Source organism: Hymenobacter psychrotolerans DSM 18569 (assembly GCF_900142395.1).
In the GTDB taxonomy this organism is placed as follows: Bacteria; Bacteroidota; Bacteroidia; order Cytophagales; family Hymenobacteraceae; genus Hymenobacter; species Hymenobacter psychrotolerans.
Genome location: NZ_FRAS01000021.1, coordinates 1 through 18,558 on the forward strand (window position 1 = coordinate 1; position 18,558 = coordinate 18,558).

At 58.6% G+C, this 18,558-nt stretch carries 20 protein-coding genes and 1 pseudogene; 15 read left to right on the forward strand and 6 right to left on the reverse strand.

Annotated features, from left to right (window positions below; translation table 11 throughout):
• Nucleotides 1–186 precede the first annotated feature (186 nt).
• The 8 genes and pseudogenes from BUE15_RS22050 to BUE15_RS16560 all read left to right on the forward strand — a co-directional run bounded on the left by BUE15_RS22050 (nucleotide 187) and on the right by BUE15_RS16560 (nucleotide 5,171).
• Nucleotides 187–342 carry a hypothetical protein gene (locus BUE15_RS22050; RefSeq protein ID WP_170865158.1) on the forward strand — a complete coding sequence of 52 codons (156 nt, stop codon included), beginning with the start codon at nucleotides 187–189 and terminating at the stop codon, nucleotides 340–342.
• 32 nt (nucleotides 343–374) lie between these two features.
• Nucleotides 375–746, forward strand: a complete 372-nt coding sequence (locus BUE15_RS16525) for a hypothetical protein (protein ID WP_073287635.1) — start codon at nucleotides 375–377, stop codon at nucleotides 744–746.
• A 13-nt stretch (nucleotides 747–759) separates the two neighbouring features.
• Nucleotides 760–882 (forward strand): annotated as a pseudogene (locus BUE15_RS21705) (hypothetical protein); the annotation flags it as partial.
• A gap of 44 nt (nucleotides 883–926) precedes the next feature.
• Complete coding sequence (locus BUE15_RS16535; RefSeq protein WP_073287637.1) at nucleotides 927–1,880, forward strand: toll/interleukin-1 receptor domain-containing protein; 954 nt, start codon at nucleotides 927–929, stop codon at nucleotides 1,878–1,880.
• A gap of 28 nt (nucleotides 1,881–1,908) precedes the next feature.
• On the forward strand, nucleotides 1,909–2,835 hold the full coding sequence (locus BUE15_RS16540; protein WP_073287639.1) for a TIR domain-containing protein: 927 nt from the start codon (nucleotides 1,909–1,911) through the stop codon (nucleotides 2,833–2,835).
• Between the two features lie 94 nt (nucleotides 2,836–2,929).
• Nucleotides 2,930–3,766, forward strand: coding sequence for an NADPH-dependent F420 reductase (locus tag BUE15_RS16545; protein WP_262987468.1), 837 nt, complete (start codon nucleotides 2,930–2,932; stop codon nucleotides 3,764–3,766).
• Between the two features lie 684 nt (nucleotides 3,767–4,450).
• Entirely contained in the window at nucleotides 4,451–4,699 is a 249-nt protein-coding gene (locus tag BUE15_RS16555; RefSeq protein ID WP_139252363.1) for a hypothetical protein, read from the forward strand.
• Between the two features lie 25 nt (nucleotides 4,700–4,724).
• Nucleotides 4,725–5,171 (forward strand): hypothetical protein, encoded by a 447-nt coding sequence (locus BUE15_RS16560; RefSeq protein WP_139252364.1) that lies wholly within the window; start codon nucleotides 4,725–4,727, stop codon nucleotides 5,169–5,171.
• A 1-nt stretch (nucleotide 5,172) separates the two neighbouring features.
• Here BUE15_RS16560 and BUE15_RS16565 read toward each other — a convergent pair whose 3' ends face one another.
• Nucleotides 5,173–6,120 carry an NmrA family NAD(P)-binding protein gene (locus tag BUE15_RS16565; RefSeq protein WP_073287649.1) on the reverse strand — a complete coding sequence of 316 codons (948 nt, stop codon included), beginning with the start codon at nucleotides 6,118–6,120 and terminating at the stop codon, nucleotides 5,173–5,175.
• A gap of 397 nt (nucleotides 6,121–6,517) precedes the next feature.
• Between BUE15_RS16565 and BUE15_RS16570 the strand changes: the two genes are divergently transcribed.
• The 3 genes from BUE15_RS16570 to BUE15_RS16580 all read left to right on the forward strand — a co-directional run bounded on the left by BUE15_RS16570 (nucleotide 6,518) and on the right by BUE15_RS16580 (nucleotide 9,196).
• Nucleotides 6,518–8,191: a glucosamine inositolphosphorylceramide transferase family protein gene (locus BUE15_RS16570; protein ID WP_073287651.1), complete on the forward strand. Its 1,674-nt coding sequence runs from the start codon at nucleotides 6,518–6,520 to the stop codon at nucleotides 8,189–8,191.
• A 253-nt stretch (nucleotides 8,192–8,444) separates the two neighbouring features.
• Nucleotides 8,445–8,636, forward strand: a complete 192-nt coding sequence (locus tag BUE15_RS16575) for a cold-shock protein (protein ID WP_073287653.1) — start codon at nucleotides 8,445–8,447, stop codon at nucleotides 8,634–8,636.
• A 131-nt stretch (nucleotides 8,637–8,767) separates the two neighbouring features.
• Nucleotides 8,768–9,196, forward strand: coding sequence for a BLUF domain-containing protein (locus tag BUE15_RS16580; protein ID WP_073287655.1), 429 nt, complete (start codon nucleotides 8,768–8,770; stop codon nucleotides 9,194–9,196).
• 13 nt (nucleotides 9,197–9,209) lie between these two features.
• On the opposite strand, the gene BUE15_RS16585 is transcribed toward BUE15_RS16580, so the two are convergent.
• Both BUE15_RS16585 and BUE15_RS16590 read right to left on the reverse strand, forming a co-directional pair.
• Nucleotides 9,210–10,040, reverse strand: a complete 831-nt coding sequence (locus BUE15_RS16585; protein ID WP_073287657.1) for an ion transporter — start codon at nucleotides 10,038–10,040, stop codon at nucleotides 9,210–9,212.
• A 51-nt stretch (nucleotides 10,041–10,091) separates the two neighbouring features.
• Nucleotides 10,092–10,496, reverse strand: a complete 405-nt coding sequence (locus BUE15_RS16590; protein WP_073287659.1) for a hypothetical protein — start codon at nucleotides 10,494–10,496, stop codon at nucleotides 10,092–10,094.
• Nucleotides 10,497–10,612: 116 nt separating this feature from the next.
• Between BUE15_RS16590 and ctlX the strand changes: the two genes are divergently transcribed.
• Nucleotides 10,613–11,533 (forward strand): citrulline utilization hydrolase CtlX, encoded by a 921-nt coding sequence (gene ctlX / locus BUE15_RS16595; RefSeq protein ID WP_073287661.1) that lies wholly within the window; start codon nucleotides 10,613–10,615, stop codon nucleotides 11,531–11,533.
• 102 nt (nucleotides 11,534–11,635) lie between these two features.
• On the opposite strand, the gene BUE15_RS16600 is transcribed toward ctlX, so the two are convergent.
• Nucleotides 11,636–13,147 (reverse strand): malate:quinone oxidoreductase, encoded by a 1,512-nt coding sequence (locus tag BUE15_RS16600; RefSeq protein WP_073287663.1) that lies wholly within the window; start codon nucleotides 13,145–13,147, stop codon nucleotides 11,636–11,638.
• A 229-nt stretch (nucleotides 13,148–13,376) separates the two neighbouring features.
• Between BUE15_RS16600 and BUE15_RS16605 the strand changes: the two genes are divergently transcribed.
• Entirely contained in the window at nucleotides 13,377–14,111 is a 735-nt protein-coding gene (locus BUE15_RS16605) for an SDR family oxidoreductase (protein WP_073287665.1), read from the forward strand.
• A gap of 88 nt (nucleotides 14,112–14,199) precedes the next feature.
• Here the strand turns inward: BUE15_RS16605 and BUE15_RS16610 are convergent, their stop codons facing one another.
• The gene (locus BUE15_RS16610; protein ID WP_073287667.1) at nucleotides 14,200–14,739 is read right to left on the reverse strand and encodes a GNAT family N-acetyltransferase; all 540 of its coding nucleotides are present in this window, start codon (nucleotides 14,737–14,739) and stop codon (nucleotides 14,200–14,202) included.
• Nucleotides 14,740–14,990: 251 nt separating this feature from the next.
• On the opposite strand from BUE15_RS16610, the gene BUE15_RS16615 reads away from it, so the two are divergent.
• Complete coding sequence (locus BUE15_RS16615; protein ID WP_073287669.1) at nucleotides 14,991–15,224, forward strand: hypothetical protein; 234 nt, start codon at nucleotides 14,991–14,993, stop codon at nucleotides 15,222–15,224.
• A gap of 15 nt (nucleotides 15,225–15,239) precedes the next feature.
• Here the strand turns inward: BUE15_RS16615 and pncA are convergent, their stop codons facing one another.
• Complete coding sequence (gene pncA, locus BUE15_RS16620; RefSeq protein ID WP_073287671.1) at nucleotides 15,240–15,845, reverse strand: bifunctional nicotinamidase/pyrazinamidase; 606 nt, start codon at nucleotides 15,843–15,845, stop codon at nucleotides 15,240–15,242.
• Nucleotides 15,846–16,203: 358 nt separating this feature from the next.
• Here pncA and BUE15_RS16625 point away from each other — a divergent pair, with 358 nt between their 5' ends.
• On the forward strand, nucleotides 16,204–18,543 hold the full coding sequence (locus BUE15_RS16625) for a glycosyl hydrolase family 28 protein (protein WP_073287673.1): 2,340 nt from the start codon (nucleotides 16,204–16,206) through the stop codon (nucleotides 18,541–18,543).
• Nucleotides 18,544–18,558 lie beyond the last annotated feature (15 nt).

Genomic DNA, 18,558 nt, shown 5'->3' on the forward strand with positions numbered 1-18,558 from the left:
ACCCGCTCTGCCTGCCGCCAGGCAGTGTACTGCGTCAGGACCTGGGTCTGGTGGGCCATACCCCGGCCGGCGTGGTGGTGGAGATGCCCCACAAGAAGCCGCCGAAGCGGGAGTTGACCTTCGCTCAGCAGCTGTACAACCACTTGCTGAGCCCCTTACGCGTGGTCATCGAGCATGCCCACCGGAATGAAGCGCTTGCGCATGGTACAGGACACGCTGCGCTTGCGCGGCCAGTGGCGGCGCGACACGGTCATCGTGGTCGCCTGCGGGCTGCACAACCTACGCGTGCGCAGTCCCCTGCGCCTCTACGCGCCCGATAAATTCCCCAAACTGTCCGAATAAGGTTTACTGTTCATTTAATTTTACTCACCTCAATGTCTGTATCGCCCGAGCAAATTCACAAAGCGTTTGAGTACGCTAAAAAAACATATGCCAATGAAATGTCAGCTTCTGAGGCAGCGAAATACTTAGCTAACCACTATAAGCTAAAAGAGTCAACTGCATATGCATTCGTTTATGCATTCCTTAAAATGATGAGTGGACAAGTGTACAAGAGAGGCCTCAGTGTATATGCTACAAATTATTTTCTAGAGGGAATATCAGCTGATTTCGGTGCTGATAAGCTACAAAATGCGTTATCTGCTCTTATGCAGCATATAATCTATTACGAGGACGGCCATAAAACTAACATGCATAAACTGCGTGGTGTACATCGAAGCCTGACAAAAGAAATAGCTAGTATGTAGCCAAAAGGCCGAGCGCCTGCGCCGCGTGCTCACCACCGACCCCGGCATGGGGGTCTTCCGCCACGCCGACGCCGGCTACGAGCTGGCCCAGCAGGTAGCCCAGGAGCGCGGAGCGAAGATTCCGGGACGGGCGTAATAAAAAATAGTGTAAAGATTACGCTTGGTACTTAAAAAGTAAACATGATGAACATCTACATATCTTATAACCATGAGGATGCTGAATTTGCTCGTGAAATTGCTGACCGACTAAAAAATAACGGGCATGATATCACTTTTGATGTAGAGAGCTTAGCGCCAGGCCAGGATTGGAGAAAAATTCTTTCAGATGGCCTTAAGATGGCTGATGCATTTGTTGCTCTCATATCAAAAAGTGCGGTTAACTCCTCATATGTATTAAGTGAAATCGGTGCTGCCAGAGCTTTTGCTCAATTAAATGGTAAAATGTTAGTAATTCCTATTTTACTTGATAATATTGATATTCCGCCAGTATTACGTGATATCATGGTGGCTAGATCTGACGATAGGAATGTAGATCATACTATTTTTGAAATTGAAAGAGCAATTACTGCATTTACTGGCGCAAGAGCTGCTGTCGAACAGAATGAGAGCGAAGTTGCTCAGAAGATAGAATATAATGCTCCAAAATATATAGATGAAGCTATAAGTACATTGAAATCGGCAGAAAGTAGAAATCGTAATTTGGGAATAGGCTGGTATGTTGTTGGTTTTATATCTCTGGTTGGTGGTGCAGTTGCAGCATTTTTTACTATAGCTGAAGTTAGTTCTATGGCGAGTATAGAATGGGTTAGATTTGCATTGCTGACATTGAAAAATATTATTGTAATAGGTCTTTTAGGTGCTTGTGCAAAATATGCTTTTACTTTAGGTAGATCTTATGTTTCTGAAGAATTGAAATGTTCGGATAGACTTCATGCTATTTCATTCGGTAAATTTTTTCTACAGGTATATGGAGCAAAAGCAACATGGCCTGACCTAAAGGAAGCTTTTCAGCATTGGAATATAGATCGAAGTTCTTCGTTTAGTTCGCTAGATACATCTAGCTTTGATCCTAAAGTTTTAGAGTCATTTTTAGAAGTGGCAAAATTGGTTGCGAACAAAAAGGATGGGAAATAACATCATTAAAACTGCATAAACTAAGGTCATGACTTCAACATACTACTACTCGCAAGTAGCAAAACTGGAAAAAGAAAGTGCTGAGTTGCAGAAGAAGATTGCAGACGAAACCAAGAGAGATATTGATAAACAAAAGGAAATAGAGTCAATAAATAGATCTATTACATCAACCACTTCTATTTCAACTTTACAAAGTAAGCAGAGTCAAATACGTAGTAAGCAAAATGATCTAGTAAGTATAAGGACAAGAATTGCTGATCATCATAGGAAGCTTGCTGAGAAGTCTGCCGCTATTGCAACTAATAGACAGCTAGCTATAAAGGAACAGCAAGCAGAACGTAAAAAGCAACAGGATGCCGAAAAGAGGGAGATTGATAAGCAAAGCAAAATACAACAATCAGAGCGGGAGAAGTTAAAAAGAGAACAAGATGATTATAGAAGGAGTTTGCAATTTGATATTGATGAGCAGAAGAGGTTGCTGAATCAACTTGTAGAAGCCAGTTACACTCCTAATGATAGTTTTATTTCATTAAATGATGAGGTTAAACAGTACGACTTGTTTATATCTCATGCTTCAGAAGATAAAGAAGAGTTTGTAAGACCACTGGCTGAAAAGCTAACTGCATCAGGAATTGAAGTCTGGTACGACGAATATTCTATGAGGATTGGTGATAGTTTGCGCAGAAAAATAGATGAAGGGCTGAAAAGCTCTAGGTTTGGCCTAGTTATCTTGTCGTCTAATTTTTTTAAGAAAAATTGGCCTCAGCACGAACTAGATGGGCTTGTTGCAAGAGAAATGCGTGGGACAAAGGTGATTCTTCCAATCTGGCATAAAGTCACTAGAGACGAAGTTGTAGCACAAAGCCCAACTCTTGCAGACAAAGTCGCATTAAATTCATCTATACATAGTTTAGACGATATAGTAAAAGAGCTGAAGACATTGTTGGATAATTGACATCTCAACTGGTGCGAGTCTGTTGCTCTTGCCCTTGTTACCCCATTGCATCTTACTCAACAAACTAATACAACGCCGCCCGAGCCCCGCTCCGGTGGCGTTGCTCGTTCTAACCCCCCAACAACAAAAAAGCAAAACCCCCACTTCCGTTGTTTATCACCCTGCACCGGCACATCACCGGCGCGCGAACCAAACAACGCAACTTATGAACATCGGAATCATCGGCGCCGGCCACATCGGCAGCGCCCTCGCCGGGCGGCTCACCAGCCTCGGCCATTCGGTTTACATTGCCAATTCCCGCGGCCCCGAGACGCTGCAGGACCTGGCCCGGAAAACGGGCGCTACGCCCGTCACGACTGAGGAAGCGGCCCAGCGCGGCACCGACCTTATCGTGGTGACCATCCCGCTCAAGAAAATTCCCGACCTGCCTAAAGACCTCTTCAAAGATGTGCCGGCCGAGACGCCCATCATCGATACCAGCAACTACTACCCCATGCTGCGCGACGGCCAGCTGCCGGAGCTGGAAACCGGCGACCTGACCGAAAGCGGCTGGGTGCAGCAGCACCTGGGCCGCCCCGTCGTGAAGGTGTTCAACAACATCCTCGCCGACCACCTTGCCCAGCCCGGGAAGCCCGCCGGCACGCCCGGCCGCGTTGCCCTGCCCGTGGCCTCGGATGATGCCGCCGCCAAGCGAAAGGTAATGCAGCTGGTAGAGGAGCTGGGCTACGACGCCATCGACGCGGGCACGTTGCGCGAATCGTGGCGGCAGCAGCCCGGTGGCCCCATCTACTGCAACGATTTGCCCGCCGACAAGCTGCGTGAGCAGCTGGCCAGCCTCGGCACCGAGCGCACGCCGGAGCAGCACGCCGGGTTCCTGGCTAACCAGGCCAAGCAGGAGCAGGCCATGGCCGCGCAGGGCATCAAGCTGTAGCAGCTGCCAGCCGGAAAGACCGGCAATAGTAAAGGCCGTCATGCCGAGCTTGCCGAAGCATCTCTACCTCTGGCTAATCAACAGGCCTGGCACAGCTCCGAAGCGGTAGAGACGCTTCGACAAGTTCAGCATGACGGCCTTTGTTGGTCCGCCACTGCCGCACCAGCGGCAACCCGATACTGCGCCGCCCCGGGAAACCAGGGCGGCGCTTTCGTTTCAGGCAGCTGCCCCAAAGCCCCAGCCTCAAACAGCCTCGGCCGAAGCTGTAGCGCACCCGTCATTGCCTGTCGCGGGAGTGTCAACGGCCATAGCGCAGGCGGCAAACCCTATTGCGCATCTGGCAATGGCCGTTGTGCACCTGACATTGCCTGTTGCGCTGGTGGCAATGCTCATTGTACAAGTGGCAAAGCGTATTGCCTTGGTGGCAAAGCGTTTTGCAGAGGTGGCAATGCGTACGGTAGGCCTGACAATGCACATGGCAGAGGTGACAATGAGCATGGCAGGGGTGACAATGCACATGGCACAGGTGGCAATGCCTATTGCGCACCTGACAAGGCCTGTTGCATGCGTGCCGGGCTGATGTCGTAACAACGTTTCCCGATATCCCGCCAGTTAATCCTGAACCGAGGCCGGCAGCCTTGGCGTATCCTGCATATCGGGCTGATTGGGTTGCTGAACCGCTATGTGTTCGGTCCCTCCGATACCAGGCTGCTCGTCGGCTCGTTCGGGGCCTCGTCGGTGCTGCTGGGCGTGCTGCTACTGCTGGCCGTGGTGCTGGTCTTCAGCAACATCACCGCCACCCGCAGCTATTCTGCCAACAGGCACTGGTACAACGTGTGGCGGCGGTATTCGTGGCAGAGCTGCTTCCGGCTGCTCTGCGGCGTTCCGAAGCGGAATAACGGCCTGGGCCCATACGTGCTGGCGGCACCTTAGCGGCCGCTAGCACGTATGCCGGGCTATGCATCCTATTGTACCCTGGCTTCCGCTGTTGTTTGTACCTGCTTTCGGGGCGTTCTGGTGTTTGGTCGTCTTCCTGATTTCCCGCATGGGCTGGAGCCGCCTGGCCAGTATGTATGCCGTGGCCGGAGTGCCCGCCACCGTAGACCGGGAAACCCTTACTTACCTGCTGATTGGTACGGCGAACTACAAAAACGCCGCCCGGGCCGGGATTACCCCGCAGGGTCTGTACCTGACTACCTGGGCGATATTCTTTGTGGGGCACCCGCCGCTGTTGCTGCCGTGGTCGGCATTTGGGCCGGTGCAGGAGCACACGTTTCTGTGGTCTACTCCCTACACCACCGCCATTCGCTGCGGGACTGTTACTGTCAGTTTCCGCTTCAGCAGCAAGCGGCTGCGGGCGGCACTGGCTTCCCTGGAGCCCGTGCCGCCGCAGCCCGGCTCGTAGGCTATAGTCCGCGCTTTTCGGCCAGCAGCTCCCGCACCGTGGTGTAGCGAATATCCGGGTAGCGCGCGTTGTCCAGGGCTTCCAGCTTGGCCTGCCCGCTGAGCATATTGTGCAGGTACTGCATGCCCTGCCACGGCGGAAACACCTCCGTAGGGGAGGGGGCCAGGGTTTTGGTCAGCTTGATCATGGTGCCCAAAAAGCCCAGGCTGCCGACCCGCAGCAATTTAAACGGCTGCCCGGTAGCTGCCGAAACGCTGGCCTGCAGGCCCCGGATACTTTGCACATCACCGGCCACGCGCAGGTAGCGGGGCGTGGTCGGGTCGAGGGCGGCGGCGGCAGTGAAGGCGGCCGTATCTACCATGGTGGTGAAGTCGAGCAGCTGGTCGGCGTCGCCCCAGTACACGATGCGCCCGATTCCGGGCTGCACCAGCGGCGCCTGGCCTTTCAGCAGCTCCATAAACATGCCGTTCAGGATGGAAGTAGCCTGAATCGGAGCCTGATCGAGCCGCCGGTGAAACTCGCGGCGCAAATCGAAGTTGCGGTTGGCGCCTTCGGGCAGGCGGGTGAAGTCGGCGGAGAAGTCTGACGGAATGAAGCGGGGCACGCCTGCTGCCACGGCCGCTTCCAGCAGCTGGGTCTGGGCGTCCACAATCACCGCCCGCAACCCCGACAGCGCCGAAACCACGCAGCTGGCGCCGGTGCAGGCCTGGGTTAGCTGGGCTTTGTTGTCGTACTCCACTTCCACTACCTCCACGCCCTGCAGCTGCAGCGAAGCGGCTTCGGCCTTGCCGCGGGCGCCGGGGCGCACCAGAGCCCGCACGGCGGCTCCGCGCAGGCGCAGGTGGTGCGCAATCAACAGGCCGAGCGCGCCGGTGGCGCCGGCCAGTACAATAGTAGCGGGTGCAGAATGTATGGTGCCCGTGGGCTGGCTATGGGGTTCTATCGACATCAGCGAAGAGGGTGTACGTAGTTCCGGTGCGCCTTGCAGAGGGGAAGGATTGCCGGCGGATGGCAGTAGTACCGGCAACAGCGCCCGAATGTTGTCACCACCCCAGCTTGTCAGTTTCCAGCTACTCCGCGGCGCGGCGAAGACGCTGTAGGCGCTGCCTCACTAGTGTCAGTCAAATGGGGGATATAGTGGTATATGTTTCAATAAATTATAAATAAAAGACAATTGCGATTGACAATGATGTCTGATAACGGTATCTTCCTGTTCTTTTTCAGGTAGTGCCTGCCGGCACTTGCTCAACTGAAAACGCTGCCCGCACCTCCTCTGCTCCGCTGCAGAAGCATTCCTTGTCTGGTGCCTCTGTCTGCCACCGCCACCACCGGCCCCCTCACCTTCTATGGACGCAACGCCCATTCCTCTCCGCTTTGGCATTATGTGCCGGGGCAGAACGCTGGCTGCCTGGCAGCGGCAGGCAGTAGAAATGCTGCTGGCGCTACCCAACGTGACGCTGGCCCTGCTTATTCTGGAAGATGCCGGAGCAAAAGGGAAGGGGCAGCCGCGGCTACCGCTGCAGCAGGTGCTATGGAGCAGCTACCGCCGGATGCTGCGCAAACCCGCCGCTACCCGCCGGGTTTGCATCGGCGACTGGGCCAGCCAGGTTCCGTGCTTTACGTGTGCCCCGCAGCGGGGCTGGTCGGCCGCAGACCTGCACCTAGCCGAGCAGGACGTGCGGGCCATTGCGGCCTACGAACTCGACTTTGTGCTGCAATTCGCCTTCAAAGGGGTGCGGGGCCGCATCCTCGATACGCCTCGCTACGGTATCTGGGCCTTCCACCACACCGATGTGAGCCGGCTGCGGGAGGCGCCGTCGGGTTTCTGGGAAATCTACCACCGCGAGCCGGTCACCGGAGCCGCCCTGCAGCGGCTTACCAACGGCCCGGAACGGGCAGTGCCACTGAAAAAGGGCTACTTCCGCACCAAGTTTCATAGCTACCGCGGCAACATCGATATGGTGTATGGCGAAAGTGCCTACTGGCCGGCTGCCCTGTGCCAGCAGCTGCGCCTGGATGCCGGGCAGTTGAAATACCCGCCAGCCGGTGCCGCCAGGGCAGGCGTTGCGGAGCCGCAGCTGCCCGCGCCGTGGCAGTTGCTGGTGTTCGGCTGGAAAATGATGTCTAGCAACATGCAGCGGGTTTATGGCGCCTTGTTTCTGCAGGCCGAGTTCTGGAATATCGGCGTTATCGAGCAACCGATTCAGGCGTTTCTGCAGCCCCAGCTGCTGCAGGGAGTGGCCATCAATACGGCGCCGCTGCGCAACCGCCACGTCTTCTACGCCGACTGCTTTGGCCGGGAGGAGAACGGCCAGACCCAGATTTATTTTGAGCGCTACGACTACCGGACCGGGCAGGGAACCATTGCGCGGCTCAGCTACCCGTGGCAGCCCGACGAGCAGCCCGCCCCGGTCTTCGACCTGCCGTATCATCTGTCGTATCCGTACCTGTACGGGCCGTACTGTATCCCGGAATCGTCGGAGGCGGAGCAGGTGGCGCGCTACGACCTGCGCCAGCAGCCGGCCCCGCCGGCCCAGCCGCTGCTGCCGGGCGTACCGGGCGTCGATTCGACGCTGTTTGAGCACGAAGGCCGCTACTGGATGATGTACACCCGCCTCGACCGGGACCCCAACCTCAATCTGTTCATTGCCTACGCCGACCAGCCGGAGGGCCCCTGGCAGGAGCACGCCCAGAATCCGGTGCTGACGGATGTGCGCTGTGCCCGGCCCGGCGGTACGCCGTTCCGGCACGAGGGCCGCCTGTACCGCCCCGCCCAGAACTACTCCCGCGGCTACGGCAGCAGTCTGGTCATCAACGAAATAGTGGAGCTGACCCCGACCACTTACGTGGAGCGCCCCGCCGCCGAGCTGACGTCGTTGCACCCCGAGTATTCGGCTGGTATGCACACGGTGGCCGCCATTGGCCCCAACCGCACGGCTATCGACTTCAAGCGCCACGGTTTCAGCCCGAGTGCCCTGCAGCACAACCTGCGGCGCCTGCTGAAACGCTGGCACCCCTGAGCGGCCGGCCGGCACCACGGTCCGTTGTTTTCGGCAGAACTGAACCTTTCAGCCGGTTGGCCCGTTGGCAGCTCGTAATCTGACCGCTCACTATTCTAAAGTTGCTCTACTAGCAGAGCATCCCGAAAATAAGACGTACGTTTACAGCATTAAAGGCAAGTTGCCTCGTGTCACTACCATTGATTCACGCATTTTGAATAATAGTAGAGTTTCGCTGCCAGTTGCTTCGTATTCACCCTTTTTCCTAGCAATCATGCAGACAGGAACCGTAAAATTCTTCAATGAGACCAAAGGCTTTGGTTTCATCAACAACAGCGCCACCGGCCAGGACGTATTCGTTCACGTAACCGGTCTGATCGACGAAATCCGCGACAACGATAAAGTTGAGTTCGAGGTAGAAGAAGGCCGTAAAGGCCTGAGCGCCGTAAAAGTACGTCGCGCTTAGTCTCCTTTCTCTCCTGAAAGAAGCAAAGGAGCATGCCAGCCGGCATGCTCCTTTTTTTGTGCCTGCCACGGTGGCCAGGCCAGTATAGCGGGCCGGCAGCAACTGCAAGCGCGCAATGCCGTAGCGTAGCTATGCACCACATTGTTTATCAAAGCTCCGCAGTAGGGCAGCCCACGGTGGCCGAGCTACGGTACCTGTTGCTGCAGTCGCGCTCCAACAACCTGCGGCTGGGCATTACGGGGCTGCTGCTTTATGGCAATGCAAGCTTTATGCAGGTGCTGGAAGGGGAGGCGGAGCCGGTGCAGCAGGTGTATGCCAGCATCGTAGCGGACCCGCGCCACACGGCGGTGCTCAAGCTCGCCGATGGGCCGATTGAAAAGCAGGTGTTTGCCGACTGGTCTATGGGGTTTCAGCAGCTGTCGGGCCCCGATTTTATGCGCCTGGCCGGGTACATCGACCCATACCGCTCGCGGTTTCTAAATGCGCCCTTGCCGGAGATAGAGGAAGGTATGCTGGTGCTGCTCAAGTCGTTTGTGGTGGATGGCGACGCCCGGCTCTGACGAGTGTGCCGCGCTAGAGCTTCTCGCCGCAGTGCCAGCAATACTCGGCATCGGGGCGGTGGTCGGTGGCCTGGCAGACGTGGCATACCACCTGCTTGAAGGCCGGCGCACTCACCCGCGAGCCCGCCATCTGGGCCGATACAATGCCGGTGGGAACCGCAATAATGGCGTAGCCGAGAATCATCAGGATGGAAGCCAGCGTCTGGCCCAGCACCGTCACGGGCGAAATGTCGCCGTAGCCGACCGTGGTGACGGTGACTACGGCCCAGTAGATGCTCTTCGGAATGCTCGTGAAGCCGTTGTTGCCGCCTTCTACCACGTACAGCAGCGTGCCTACTACCGTTACCAGGGTGAGCACGGCCGTCAGGAATACCATTATCTTAAAGCGGCTGGCCTTCAGAGCCGTCACGATAAACTCGCCTTCGCCCATGAACCGGCCCAGCTTGAAGATGCGGAACACGCGCAGCAGGCGCAGCGTCCGGATAACAAGCAAGTAGCGGCTTCCGGCGAAGATGAGCGTGGCCAGCGTAGGCACAATGGCCATAAAATCGATGATGCCCAGCAGGCTGAAGGCGTAAGCCAGAGGGCGCCGGACCACCACCAGCCGGGCAATGTACTCGAGCAGGAAAACGCCCGTAAAAAACCACTCTATTGCCCGCAGAGCCGTGCCGTACCGCAGGTTGATGCTTTGCACGCTCTCCAGCATCACGGCCACTACGCTGAGCACAATGGCGACGAGCACCGCAATATCGAATGTGCGGCCGGCCGGGGTGTCGGCTTCAAAAATAACGCTATAGGCAGTGCGGCGCCAGCCAGAGGCGGAGCCAGGGGGGCGGATGTCCATACGGATGCAAAGGAACGAGCTACTGGGTAAGTTGCCGCAAGATGCGCCGGATTAGTTATGGGCCAGCAGCCATTCCTGGGCCGCCAGCTCGTCTACAAACAATTCTGCCCGGAAAGGCAGCTTGTCGTAGTCGCCCGGAACCGGCAGATTGCCCTGGTTTTCCAGCTCTGCCAGCAGCATCGGCGACACCAGATAGGCCAGGTACGTGAGCTTGCCGGGCTGGTCGCCGGGCTGCGGAAAAAACGTAGTGAGCAGCTCGGGCCGGAAGCTGATGTCGCGGCGCAAATCAATAAGCCAGTACTGGCAGCCGTGGTCTTTGGCCGCGTCCAGCATCAGGGCATAGGCTTTCTGCGCTTCCGTGGAAGCCAGTGGCCGCAGAATGCGGTTGATGATAAAGTAGACGTCGTCGCGGGAGCTCAGGTCCAGATAGTCCCAGGCAGGAAGAGGGTGATACACTACAGTAGGATGGAGGCGGAAGTCAACTTTACGGCAGGCATGGCGCTTAGTTGGCCCGCAACTCATTCCAACTGCCGGCCAGGTTGTTTCTTTGCCGGCACATTCTCACCTTTGCCATGCAATCTGCCAGCACAGTTCTTCTGGTTCGCCCCGCCCGGTTTGCCTTCAACCCGGAAACGGCCGCGTCCAACTCCTTTCAGCAGCACATACAGGGGCTGGATGCTGCCAGCGTGCAGGCGCAGGCGTTTGCCGAGTTCGATGCCCTGGCCGTGCGCCTGCGCAGCCGGGGCGTGCAGGTGCTGGTAGTGGCTGACACGCCAACGCCCGCCAAGCCCGATGCTGTGTTTCCTAATAACTGGGTGACGTTTCATGCTGATGGGCGCGTGCTGCTATACCCGATGTGCGCCCCCAGCCGCCGGGCCGAGCGCCGGCCCGATATTCTGGAAGCTCTTGCGCACGACTTCCGCATCTCGCAGGTGCTGGATATTTCCGGCAGCGAGCAGCACGGGCGGTATCTGGAAGGAACCGGCAGCATCGTTTTCGACCATGTGCACCGCGTAGCCTACGCCTGCCTCTCCGCCCGCACCGATGCCGGGCTGCTTGAAGAAGTGTGCGCGCAGCTGCAGTACCGGCCCGTGGCGTTTCGGGCGCAGGATGCACAGGGGCACGCCATCTACCACACCAACGTGATGCTGTGCGTCGGGACGCGGTTTGCAGTAGTGTGCCTCGAAAGTATTGCCGATGCCTCGGAGCGCGCTCTGGTACAGGACTCATTGGAGCGCAGCGGGCACGAAATAGTGACTGTTTCGCTGGCGCAGGTAGCGCGGTTTGCCGGCAACATGCTGGAGCTGCAGCCGACTGGCAGCCCCACACTGCTGGCCCTATCGCAGAGCGCCCACGACGCCCTGACGCCGGAGCAGCGCCACGTGCTGAGTTGCTACGCCGACCTATTGCCGCTATCCATCCCGACCATCGAAACTATTGGGGGCGGCAGTGTCCGGTGTATGCTGGCCGAGGTGTTTCTGCCGAAAAAGTAGCCGTGACGGAGTGCCTGGGCAAGTAAAAACGCCAGGCTGCGCGCAGCCTGACGTTTTTGTTTTCTGCCGATATGTAAGCAGCTAGTGCCGGAGCATGGCGGCTTATTCCACTTCCTTCACGAGGCCCAGCACCGCAGAAGTGCGCGCCCGTACCTCTGCCACCAACCCGGGCTTGGTTGCCAACGACTGGCCGAACGATGGAATCATCTCGTGGAACTTGGCTTGCCAGGCTGGCGAAGCTGCCTGCTGCGGAAAGCACTTCTGAATGAGGCTCAGCATAATACTGACGGCCGTGGAAGCACCCGGCGAAGCGCCCAGCAGCGCCGCAATGGAGCCATCGGAGGCCGTTACCATCTCCGTCCCGAACTCCAGTACGCCGCCCTGCTTTTCGTCTTTTTTGATGACCTGCACGCGCTGCCCGGCCACGGCCAGCTCCCAGTCTTGCGGCTGTGCCTCGGGCATATACTCCCGCAGCGCCGCCACCCGGTCCTGCGGCGACTGGCGTACCTGCTGAATCAGGTACTTGGTGAGGGGCAGGTTTTTGAGGCCGGCCATAATCATGGGCCGCAGGTTGTTAAGCTGAATGGAAGCCGGCAAATCGAGGTAGGAGCCCGTTTTGAGGAACTTGGTGCTGAAGCCCGCGTAGGGCCCGAACAGCAGCTCTTTGCGGCCATCAATCATGCGCGTATCCAGGTGCGGCACCGACATGGGGGGCGAGCCGACTGCGGCCTTGCCATATACTTTAGCCTCGTGGCGCGCTATAACGGCCGGGTTGGTGCATTTCAGCCACTGTCCGCTCACCGGAAAGCCCCCGAAACCATCGGCTTCCGGAATGCCGGATTTCTCCAGTAGCGGCAACGAGCCGCCGCCGGCCCCAATGAAAACGAACCGGGCCCGCACCTTCACATCCTGGCCGGTGTTCCGGTCTTTGGCCTTCACGCCCCACGTCCCATCGAACTTGTGGCGGAGCTTGTCTACTTCGTGATGGAAGTGGAACGTGACGCCGGGCTTCTCCTGCAGCAGCCGGAACATGCCGCGGGTCAGGGAGCCGAAATTGACGTCGGTGCCCAGGTCCATGCGGGTGGCGGCCACGGGCTGCTGCGGGTCGCGGCCTTCCATCACCAGCGGCATCCACTGCTGCAGGCGGGCGCGGTCTTCGCTGTATTCCATGCCCTCAAACAGCGCCGACTGGGTGAGGGCGGCGTGGCGCTTGCGCAGGTATTCCACGTTCTCGGGGCCCCACACAAAGCTCATGTGCGGAATGTGGTTGATGAAGCGCTGAATCTCCTTCACGTTGTACTGTTCCGTGAGGTAGGCCCAGAACTGCTTGCTCTCCTCAAACTGCTCGGCTATTTTGAGTGCCTTACTGATGTCGATGGTGCCATCGGGCTTTTCGGGCGTGTAATTCAGCTCGCAGAAGGCCGAGTGCCCGGTGCCGGCGTTGTTCCAGGCGTCGGAGCTTTCGGCGGCGGCCACATCCAGCCGCTCGAAAATGGTGATGGTCAGGCTGGGGTCCAACTCTTTGAGCATCAGCCCCAGAGTTGCACTCATAATTCCGGCTCCAATCAGCACCACGTCGGTGGTGAGGGGAGCTGCGCTGTCGGTCGTGCTCATGGATAGTTCAGAAAATGACTTTGGCAGTACGCGGGAAAGTTGAAAAGGTAGCTTCCTGAAGCAAGAAATACGCGCCCAAAACTTTGGCTGCCCCCGTTACAGCCTGTTGGTGCGGTTGCAGCTGCCTGGCTCTGCAACCGCACCAACAGGCTGTAACGGGGGCAGGCCAACCAAAAAACCGCTTGGCCGGTACAGCACACATAGGCTTGCCACACCACGCACACGCACCATGAAACTCGAAGGAAATACGGTACTGATTACGGGCGGCGCGTCCGGTATCGGCCTGGCACTGGCCGAGCGGTTTGTGAAAGCCGGCAGCAAAGTAATTGCGGTAGGCCGGCGCGAAGACAAGCTGCGCGAGGCGCAGCGCCACCTGCCCGGCCTCCACATCTGGGTTTGCGACGTGGGCCGGGCTACCGAGCGGCTGGCATTACTAGCCTGGGTGCAGCAGGAATTTCCGCGCCTGAATGTGCTGGTGAACAATGCGGGCATTCAGCGCCGCGTGCGGCTCACCGAGCCCAGCGACTGGGAAACGCAGCAGCAGGAGCTGGCCATCAACCTGGAAGCGCCTATTCACCTGAGCACGCTGTTTGTTCCGCATCTGCGGGAGCAGCGGCAGCCGGCCATTATCAACGTCACGTCGGGGCTGGCGTTTGCGCCGCTGGTGGCGGCTCCGGTGTATAGCGCCACCAAGGCGGCGCTGCATTCGTTTACGCTGTCGTTGCGGCAGCAGCTGGCCGCTACGCCGGTGCGGGTGCTGGAAATCGTGCCGCCGGCCGTCAATACCGACCTGGGCGGCCCCGGCCTGCACACCTTCGGCGTGCCCGTCCATGACTTCGCCGACTCCGTAATGCAGCGCTTGGCAGCAGGGGAGGAGGAAGTCGGCTACGGTACCTCCGAGGAAGCCCGGCGCGCCTCACGGGAGCAACTGGATGCCCGCTTCAAGCTGATGAACGGCCACTGATACAGCCCGCTTACTGGTGCAAAAACGCCCCGTCTGGCTAACCAGGCGGGGCGTTTTTGATGTAGACAACGTGCGGAAAGCGTTGGGGCTAGGTGCCTTGCAGAGCGTGCCATTCGTGGTCGAGCATGCTCATTTCAATCAGGCTCCAGTATTCGTCTTCGTACTTGAGAATGTCGCGCGAGAGGCCTTCCTGCTGCATTCCGGCCTTTCCGTAGCACCGGATAGCAGCCGTGTTGAAGTCGTACACGCCCAAATCGATGCGGTGCAGGCCCAGCTCCTCGAACCCGATGCGCAGCACGGCCTTCATTATGCCCTGGCAGATGCCGCGGCGCCGGGCGGTGCTGTTGCCAACCAGCACGCGGCTGATGCGGGCCGCGCTGTTTTTGCGGCTGATACCGCCCAGCGAAATATGCCCCACTACCTCGCCGGTTTTGGTTTCGATGGCCTTGTAAATCAGCGCGTCGGAAGTGGCGGGGTCGTTGGTGTCTGCGAGGTACCAGGCGAGTTTGTCCTCGGTGAGCGGGAAGCTGAACAGGGAACCCGACCAGTTCATGAGCAGCTTGGGGTCGGTAATCCAGCTGATGAGTTGCGTGAAATCGGCAGGCGTAAAGTATTCCAGTCTGATCATGCAGAAGGCAGGGAAGAAGTAAGGAGCCGCTGCGCGCCCATAGGCGGCAGGCAGATAAGTCGGCTAAGATAAGCCCCCGGCCGACCAGAATAGTTCGCCGTTTTTGCGGAAGCCCTATGTTTTTGACAGAAGAGAAAAATAGTAAAGCAGCGCCATGTGAAAATGCAATAAGGTGCTGTTTTCCCTGCTGCCGCCCAATCATCACCTTCGACGGCTGATTCGCTGAAATTAGCTGCCAGAGAAGCCCGAGCATGGGTGGTGGCGCCCCCATCGAAACCACATCCGTTTCCTGGAACCACAGCCTGAGCGAAGTGCTGGGCGCCCTGCTCCGGCAGGGGCTGGAAGTCACGCACTTCGACGAGTATGACTATTCGCCCTACAACTGTTTCGCGGAGCTGGAGCAAACCGGCGAGCGGCAGTACCGCCTGAAGCACCTGCCCGGCAAACTGCCGATGGTGTACTCGGTGGTGGCCCGCCGCAAATAAAGCGGCCGTAGTTGCCTACACTTCCGCCACTGGCACAAAGCGCGCACCCAATTCCAGTAGCTCGGCGCGGGCCTGCTGATAGCCTTCGGCACTGATGGCGCGGGTGGCTTCCTCCACGAAGAACACCTCAAAACCCTGCTGCAGCGCGTCTTTGGCGGAGAAATACACGCAGTAGTCGGCCGCCAGGCCCGCCAGGTACACCTGCGTCACGCCGCGGCCGCGCAGGTAGTCGGCCAGGCCGGTGCTTTTGCGGTGGCCGTTGTCGAAGAAGCCGCTGTACGAGTCGATGTCGGGGTTGGTGCCTTTGCGGAAAATGGCCTCAATGCGGTGCTGGTCGAGGGCAGGGTGGAAGTCGGCGCCGGGCGTGCCCTGCACGCAGTGGTCGGGCCACAGGGTCTGGGGCAAGCCGTACAGCTCGGTCTGCTCGAACGGCTGGCGGCCGGGGTGGCTGCTGGCGAAGCTGCCGTGCCCGGCCGGGTGCCAGTCCTGGGTAGCCACTACCAGCTCGAAGCGGGGCTGCAGCGCATTCACGAGCGGAATAATGGCCTCCCCACCGGACACGGCCAGCGCCCCGCCGGGCACAAAATCATTTTGAATATCAATCAGCAGCAGCGCTTTCATATCAGGGATGAGTTAGAAGCCAGAAGTAGCGGCAAAGATGGAGCAGGACTGGCAGAAATGCCGAAGGCTATACGGGAAAAATGCAATGCCAGTGGTGGAGCCCTGCCGGCGCGTACTCCTGAAACAAGTGATTTTGCCTGCCGAAACCCCGTAGTATCTGAGCGGAGCCGCCCTGCGCGCGAGCCGCTGGCAACGTTCCCGATAACGATTGCGCAGATATTGCCGCCGGTTCGTGCAGCCCTGGCCAACAATTGGGTTAACCTTAACAACCAGTCACCTGCTCCCGGCGGCACGGGCATCCCGGAAAACTGCTTTTTCGGGCTGAATAATCCTGCCGCTTCCGCTATTCCCACCTCGTATGAAACAGCTTTGCGTTGTATTCCTGGCCGTGCTGCTGCTGGCCTTCCGCCCGGCCGCCGATAGCCGCAAACCCACCATTTTCCTGGTTGGCGACTCCACCATGTCGGACAAGCCGCTGGACAAGGCCGAGCGTGGCTGGGGCATGTATTTCAAGTCGTATTTCGAGGAGGGCGTTGCCGTGCAGAACCACGCCATGAACGGCCGCAGCACCCGCAACTTCCGCCACGAAGGCCGCTGGGCCAAGGTGCTGGAGCAGGTGAAGCCCGGCGACTGGGTGCTGATTCAGTTCGGCCACAACGACTCCAAGCAGGAAGATACCGCCCGCTACGCCGCGCCCCAGACGGCCTACCGCCAGAACCTGACCCGCTACGTGCAGGAAGCCCGCGCCAAAGGTGCCAATCCGGTGCTGCTGACGCCGGTGGGCCGCCGCTACTTCACCGAAGCCGGCAAGCGCAAAGACGACCACGGCCAATACCCTAGCGTGGTGCGGGAAGTGGCCAAAGCCCAGAAAGTGCCCCTGATTGACCTGCACGAAACCAGCTGGGCCCTGTACAGCCAGCTCGGCGACGCCGACACCAAGCCCCTGTTCTGGAGCTACCAGAACGGCGCCAACAACACCAAGCTCGACAACACCCACTTCTCGGCTTACGGTGCTGAACGGGTGGCGCAGCTGGTGGCCCAGGACGTGAAAAAGCTCAACCTCGGCCTCGCCAGCCACCTCAAGCCGCTGGGTTTCGCCGGCAAGTACGCTTTCGACCTGCCGGTGGTATTGCAGCCGGTTTTCCGCAAAGACACCTTCAACATCGTGAAGTACGGGGCCGTGGCCGATGGCCAGACGCTCAACACCGACGCCTTCCGCAAAGCCATTGAGGCCTGCAGCCAGCAGGGCGGCGTGGTGCTGGTGCCGCGCGGTCTGTGGCTCACCGGCCCGATTCAGCTGAAAAGCAACGTGAACCTGCACGTACAGCGCGGCGCGCTGGTGCAGTTCAGCAGCAAGCTTTCCGATTATCAGCTTATCAAAACCAACTGGGAAGGCGAGGATGCCGTGCGCAACCAGTCGCCCATCTACGGCTTCGACCTCGAAAACATTGCCATTACCGGCGAAGGCACCTTCGATGGGGCCGGCGACGCATGGCGCATGGTGAAAAAGGAAAAGCTCAGTTCCGGCCAGTGGCAGAAGCTGGTGAAATCGGGTGGCGTGCTCGATGCGAAGGGCAGCGTGTGGTACCCTACCGCCGGCTCCCTGAAAGGCTCTACCCTCAACAAACCCTGGACCCTGACGGCCGGGCAGGAGCCGGACTTCAGCAAATACGCCGAGTTCAAGGATTTCCTGCGGCCCAACATGCTCAGCCTGCAGCGCTGCAAGCAGATTCTGCTCGAAGGCTTCACCATTCAGAACTCCCCGGCCTGGACTATTCATCCGCTGCTCTGCGACAACATTACGGTGCGCAACGTGACGGCCCGCAACCCCTGGTACGGCCAGAACACCGATGCCCTCGACCTGGAATCGTGCCGCAACGGCCTGGTGGAAAACTGCACCTTTGACGTGGGCGACGACGGTATCTGCATCAAGTCGGGCCGCGACGAGGAAGGCCGCAAGCGCGGCGTGCCCACCGAGAACTTCATCATCCGCGACACGAAAGTGTACCACGCCCACGGCGGCTTCGTGATTGGCTCCGAAATGTCGGGCGGCGCGCGCAACATCTTCGTCAACAACTGCACTTTCATCGGGACGGATGTGGGGCTGCGCTTCAAAACGACCCGCGGCCGTGGCGGCGTGGTCGAGAACATCTTCGTGGATGGCGTAGACATGACCGACATTGCCGGCGAGGCCATCCTGTTCGATATGTACTACGCGGCCAAAGACCCCGTGCAGGCATCTGGCGAGGCGTTTGCTATTCCCGAAATCAAGGCTGAGCCGCTGAACGAAGGCACCCCGCAGTTCAAGAGCTTCCGCATCAAAAACGTGGTCTGCAAAGGCGCGGCCACCGGCATTCTGGTGCGCGGCCTGCCCGAAATGAACATTCAGGACATCGAAATTGAAAATGCCGTGCTGGAAAGCAAAGCCGGGCTCGTGTGCCAGGAAGGCAACGGCATCCGCCTGAAAAACGTGGCACTATTCTCTGCCGATACCAAGCCCGTGATGGAAGTGCAGAACAGCCAGAACATCACCCTCGACAACATCAAGTACCGGCCCGGCGCCGACCTGCTGCTGCGCGTGACGGGTAGCCGGAGCAAAGCCGTGAAGCTGGTGAATACCGACACCAAAGCAGCCAAAAAGGGCCTGGAAACCGGTGAGAAAGTGGCCAAGAAAGCCGTGACGGTTTCGAAAATGTAAGCCGACTGCCCGCTT

Excerpts from the sequence above, each read along its gene's own strand:
- BUE15_RS16575 (WP_073287653.1), top strand. The coding sequence starts at position 8,445 with ATGCAGACAGGAACCGTAAAATTCTTCAATGAGACCAAAGGCTTTGGT.
- ctlX (WP_073287661.1), top strand. The coding sequence starts at position 10,613 with ATGCAATCTGCCAGCACAGTTCTTCTGGTTCGCCCCGCCCGGTTTGCC.
- BUE15_RS16570 (WP_073287651.1), top strand. The coding sequence starts at position 6,518 with ATGGACGCAACGCCCATTCCTCTCCGCTTTGGCATTATGTGCCGGGGC.
- BUE15_RS16615 (WP_073287669.1), top strand. The coding sequence starts at position 14,991 with ATGGGTGGTGGCGCCCCCATCGAAACCACATCCGTTTCCTGGAACCAC.
- BUE15_RS16565 (WP_073287649.1), bottom strand. The coding sequence starts at position 6,120 with ATGTCGATAGAACCCCATAGCCAGCCCACGGGCACCATACATTCTGCA.
- BUE15_RS16535 (WP_073287637.1), top strand. The coding sequence starts at position 927 with ATGATGAACATCTACATATCTTATAACCATGAGGATGCTGAATTTGCT.
- BUE15_RS16600 (WP_073287663.1), bottom strand. The coding sequence starts at position 13,147 with ATGAGCACGACCGACAGCGCAGCTCCCCTCACCACCGACGTGGTGCTG.
- BUE15_RS22050 (WP_170865158.1), top strand. The coding sequence starts at position 187 with ATGAAGCGCTTGCGCATGGTACAGGACACGCTGCGCTTGCGCGGCCAG.
- BUE15_RS16605 (WP_073287665.1), top strand. The coding sequence starts at position 13,377 with ATGAAACTCGAAGGAAATACGGTACTGATTACGGGCGGCGCGTCCGGT.
- BUE15_RS16540 (WP_073287639.1), top strand. The coding sequence starts at position 1,909 with ATGACTTCAACATACTACTACTCGCAAGTAGCAAAACTGGAAAAAGAA.
- pncA (WP_073287671.1), bottom strand. The coding sequence starts at position 15,845 with ATGAAAGCGCTGCTGCTGATTGATATTCAAAATGATTTTGTGCCCGGC.
- BUE15_RS16625 (WP_073287673.1), top strand. The coding sequence starts at position 16,204 with ATGAAACAGCTTTGCGTTGTATTCCTGGCCGTGCTGCTGCTGGCCTTC.
- BUE15_RS16580 (WP_073287655.1), top strand. The coding sequence starts at position 8,768 with ATGCACCACATTGTTTATCAAAGCTCCGCAGTAGGGCAGCCCACGGTG.
- BUE15_RS16560 (WP_139252364.1), top strand. The coding sequence starts at position 4,725 with ATGCATCCTATTGTACCCTGGCTTCCGCTGTTGTTTGTACCTGCTTTC.
- BUE15_RS16610 (WP_073287667.1), bottom strand. The coding sequence starts at position 14,739 with ATGATCAGACTGGAATACTTTACGCCTGCCGATTTCACGCAACTCATC.
- BUE15_RS16525 (WP_073287635.1), top strand. The coding sequence starts at position 375 with ATGTCTGTATCGCCCGAGCAAATTCACAAAGCGTTTGAGTACGCTAAA.
- BUE15_RS16585 (WP_073287657.1), bottom strand. The coding sequence starts at position 10,040 with ATGGACATCCGCCCCCCTGGCTCCGCCTCTGGCTGGCGCCGCACTGCC.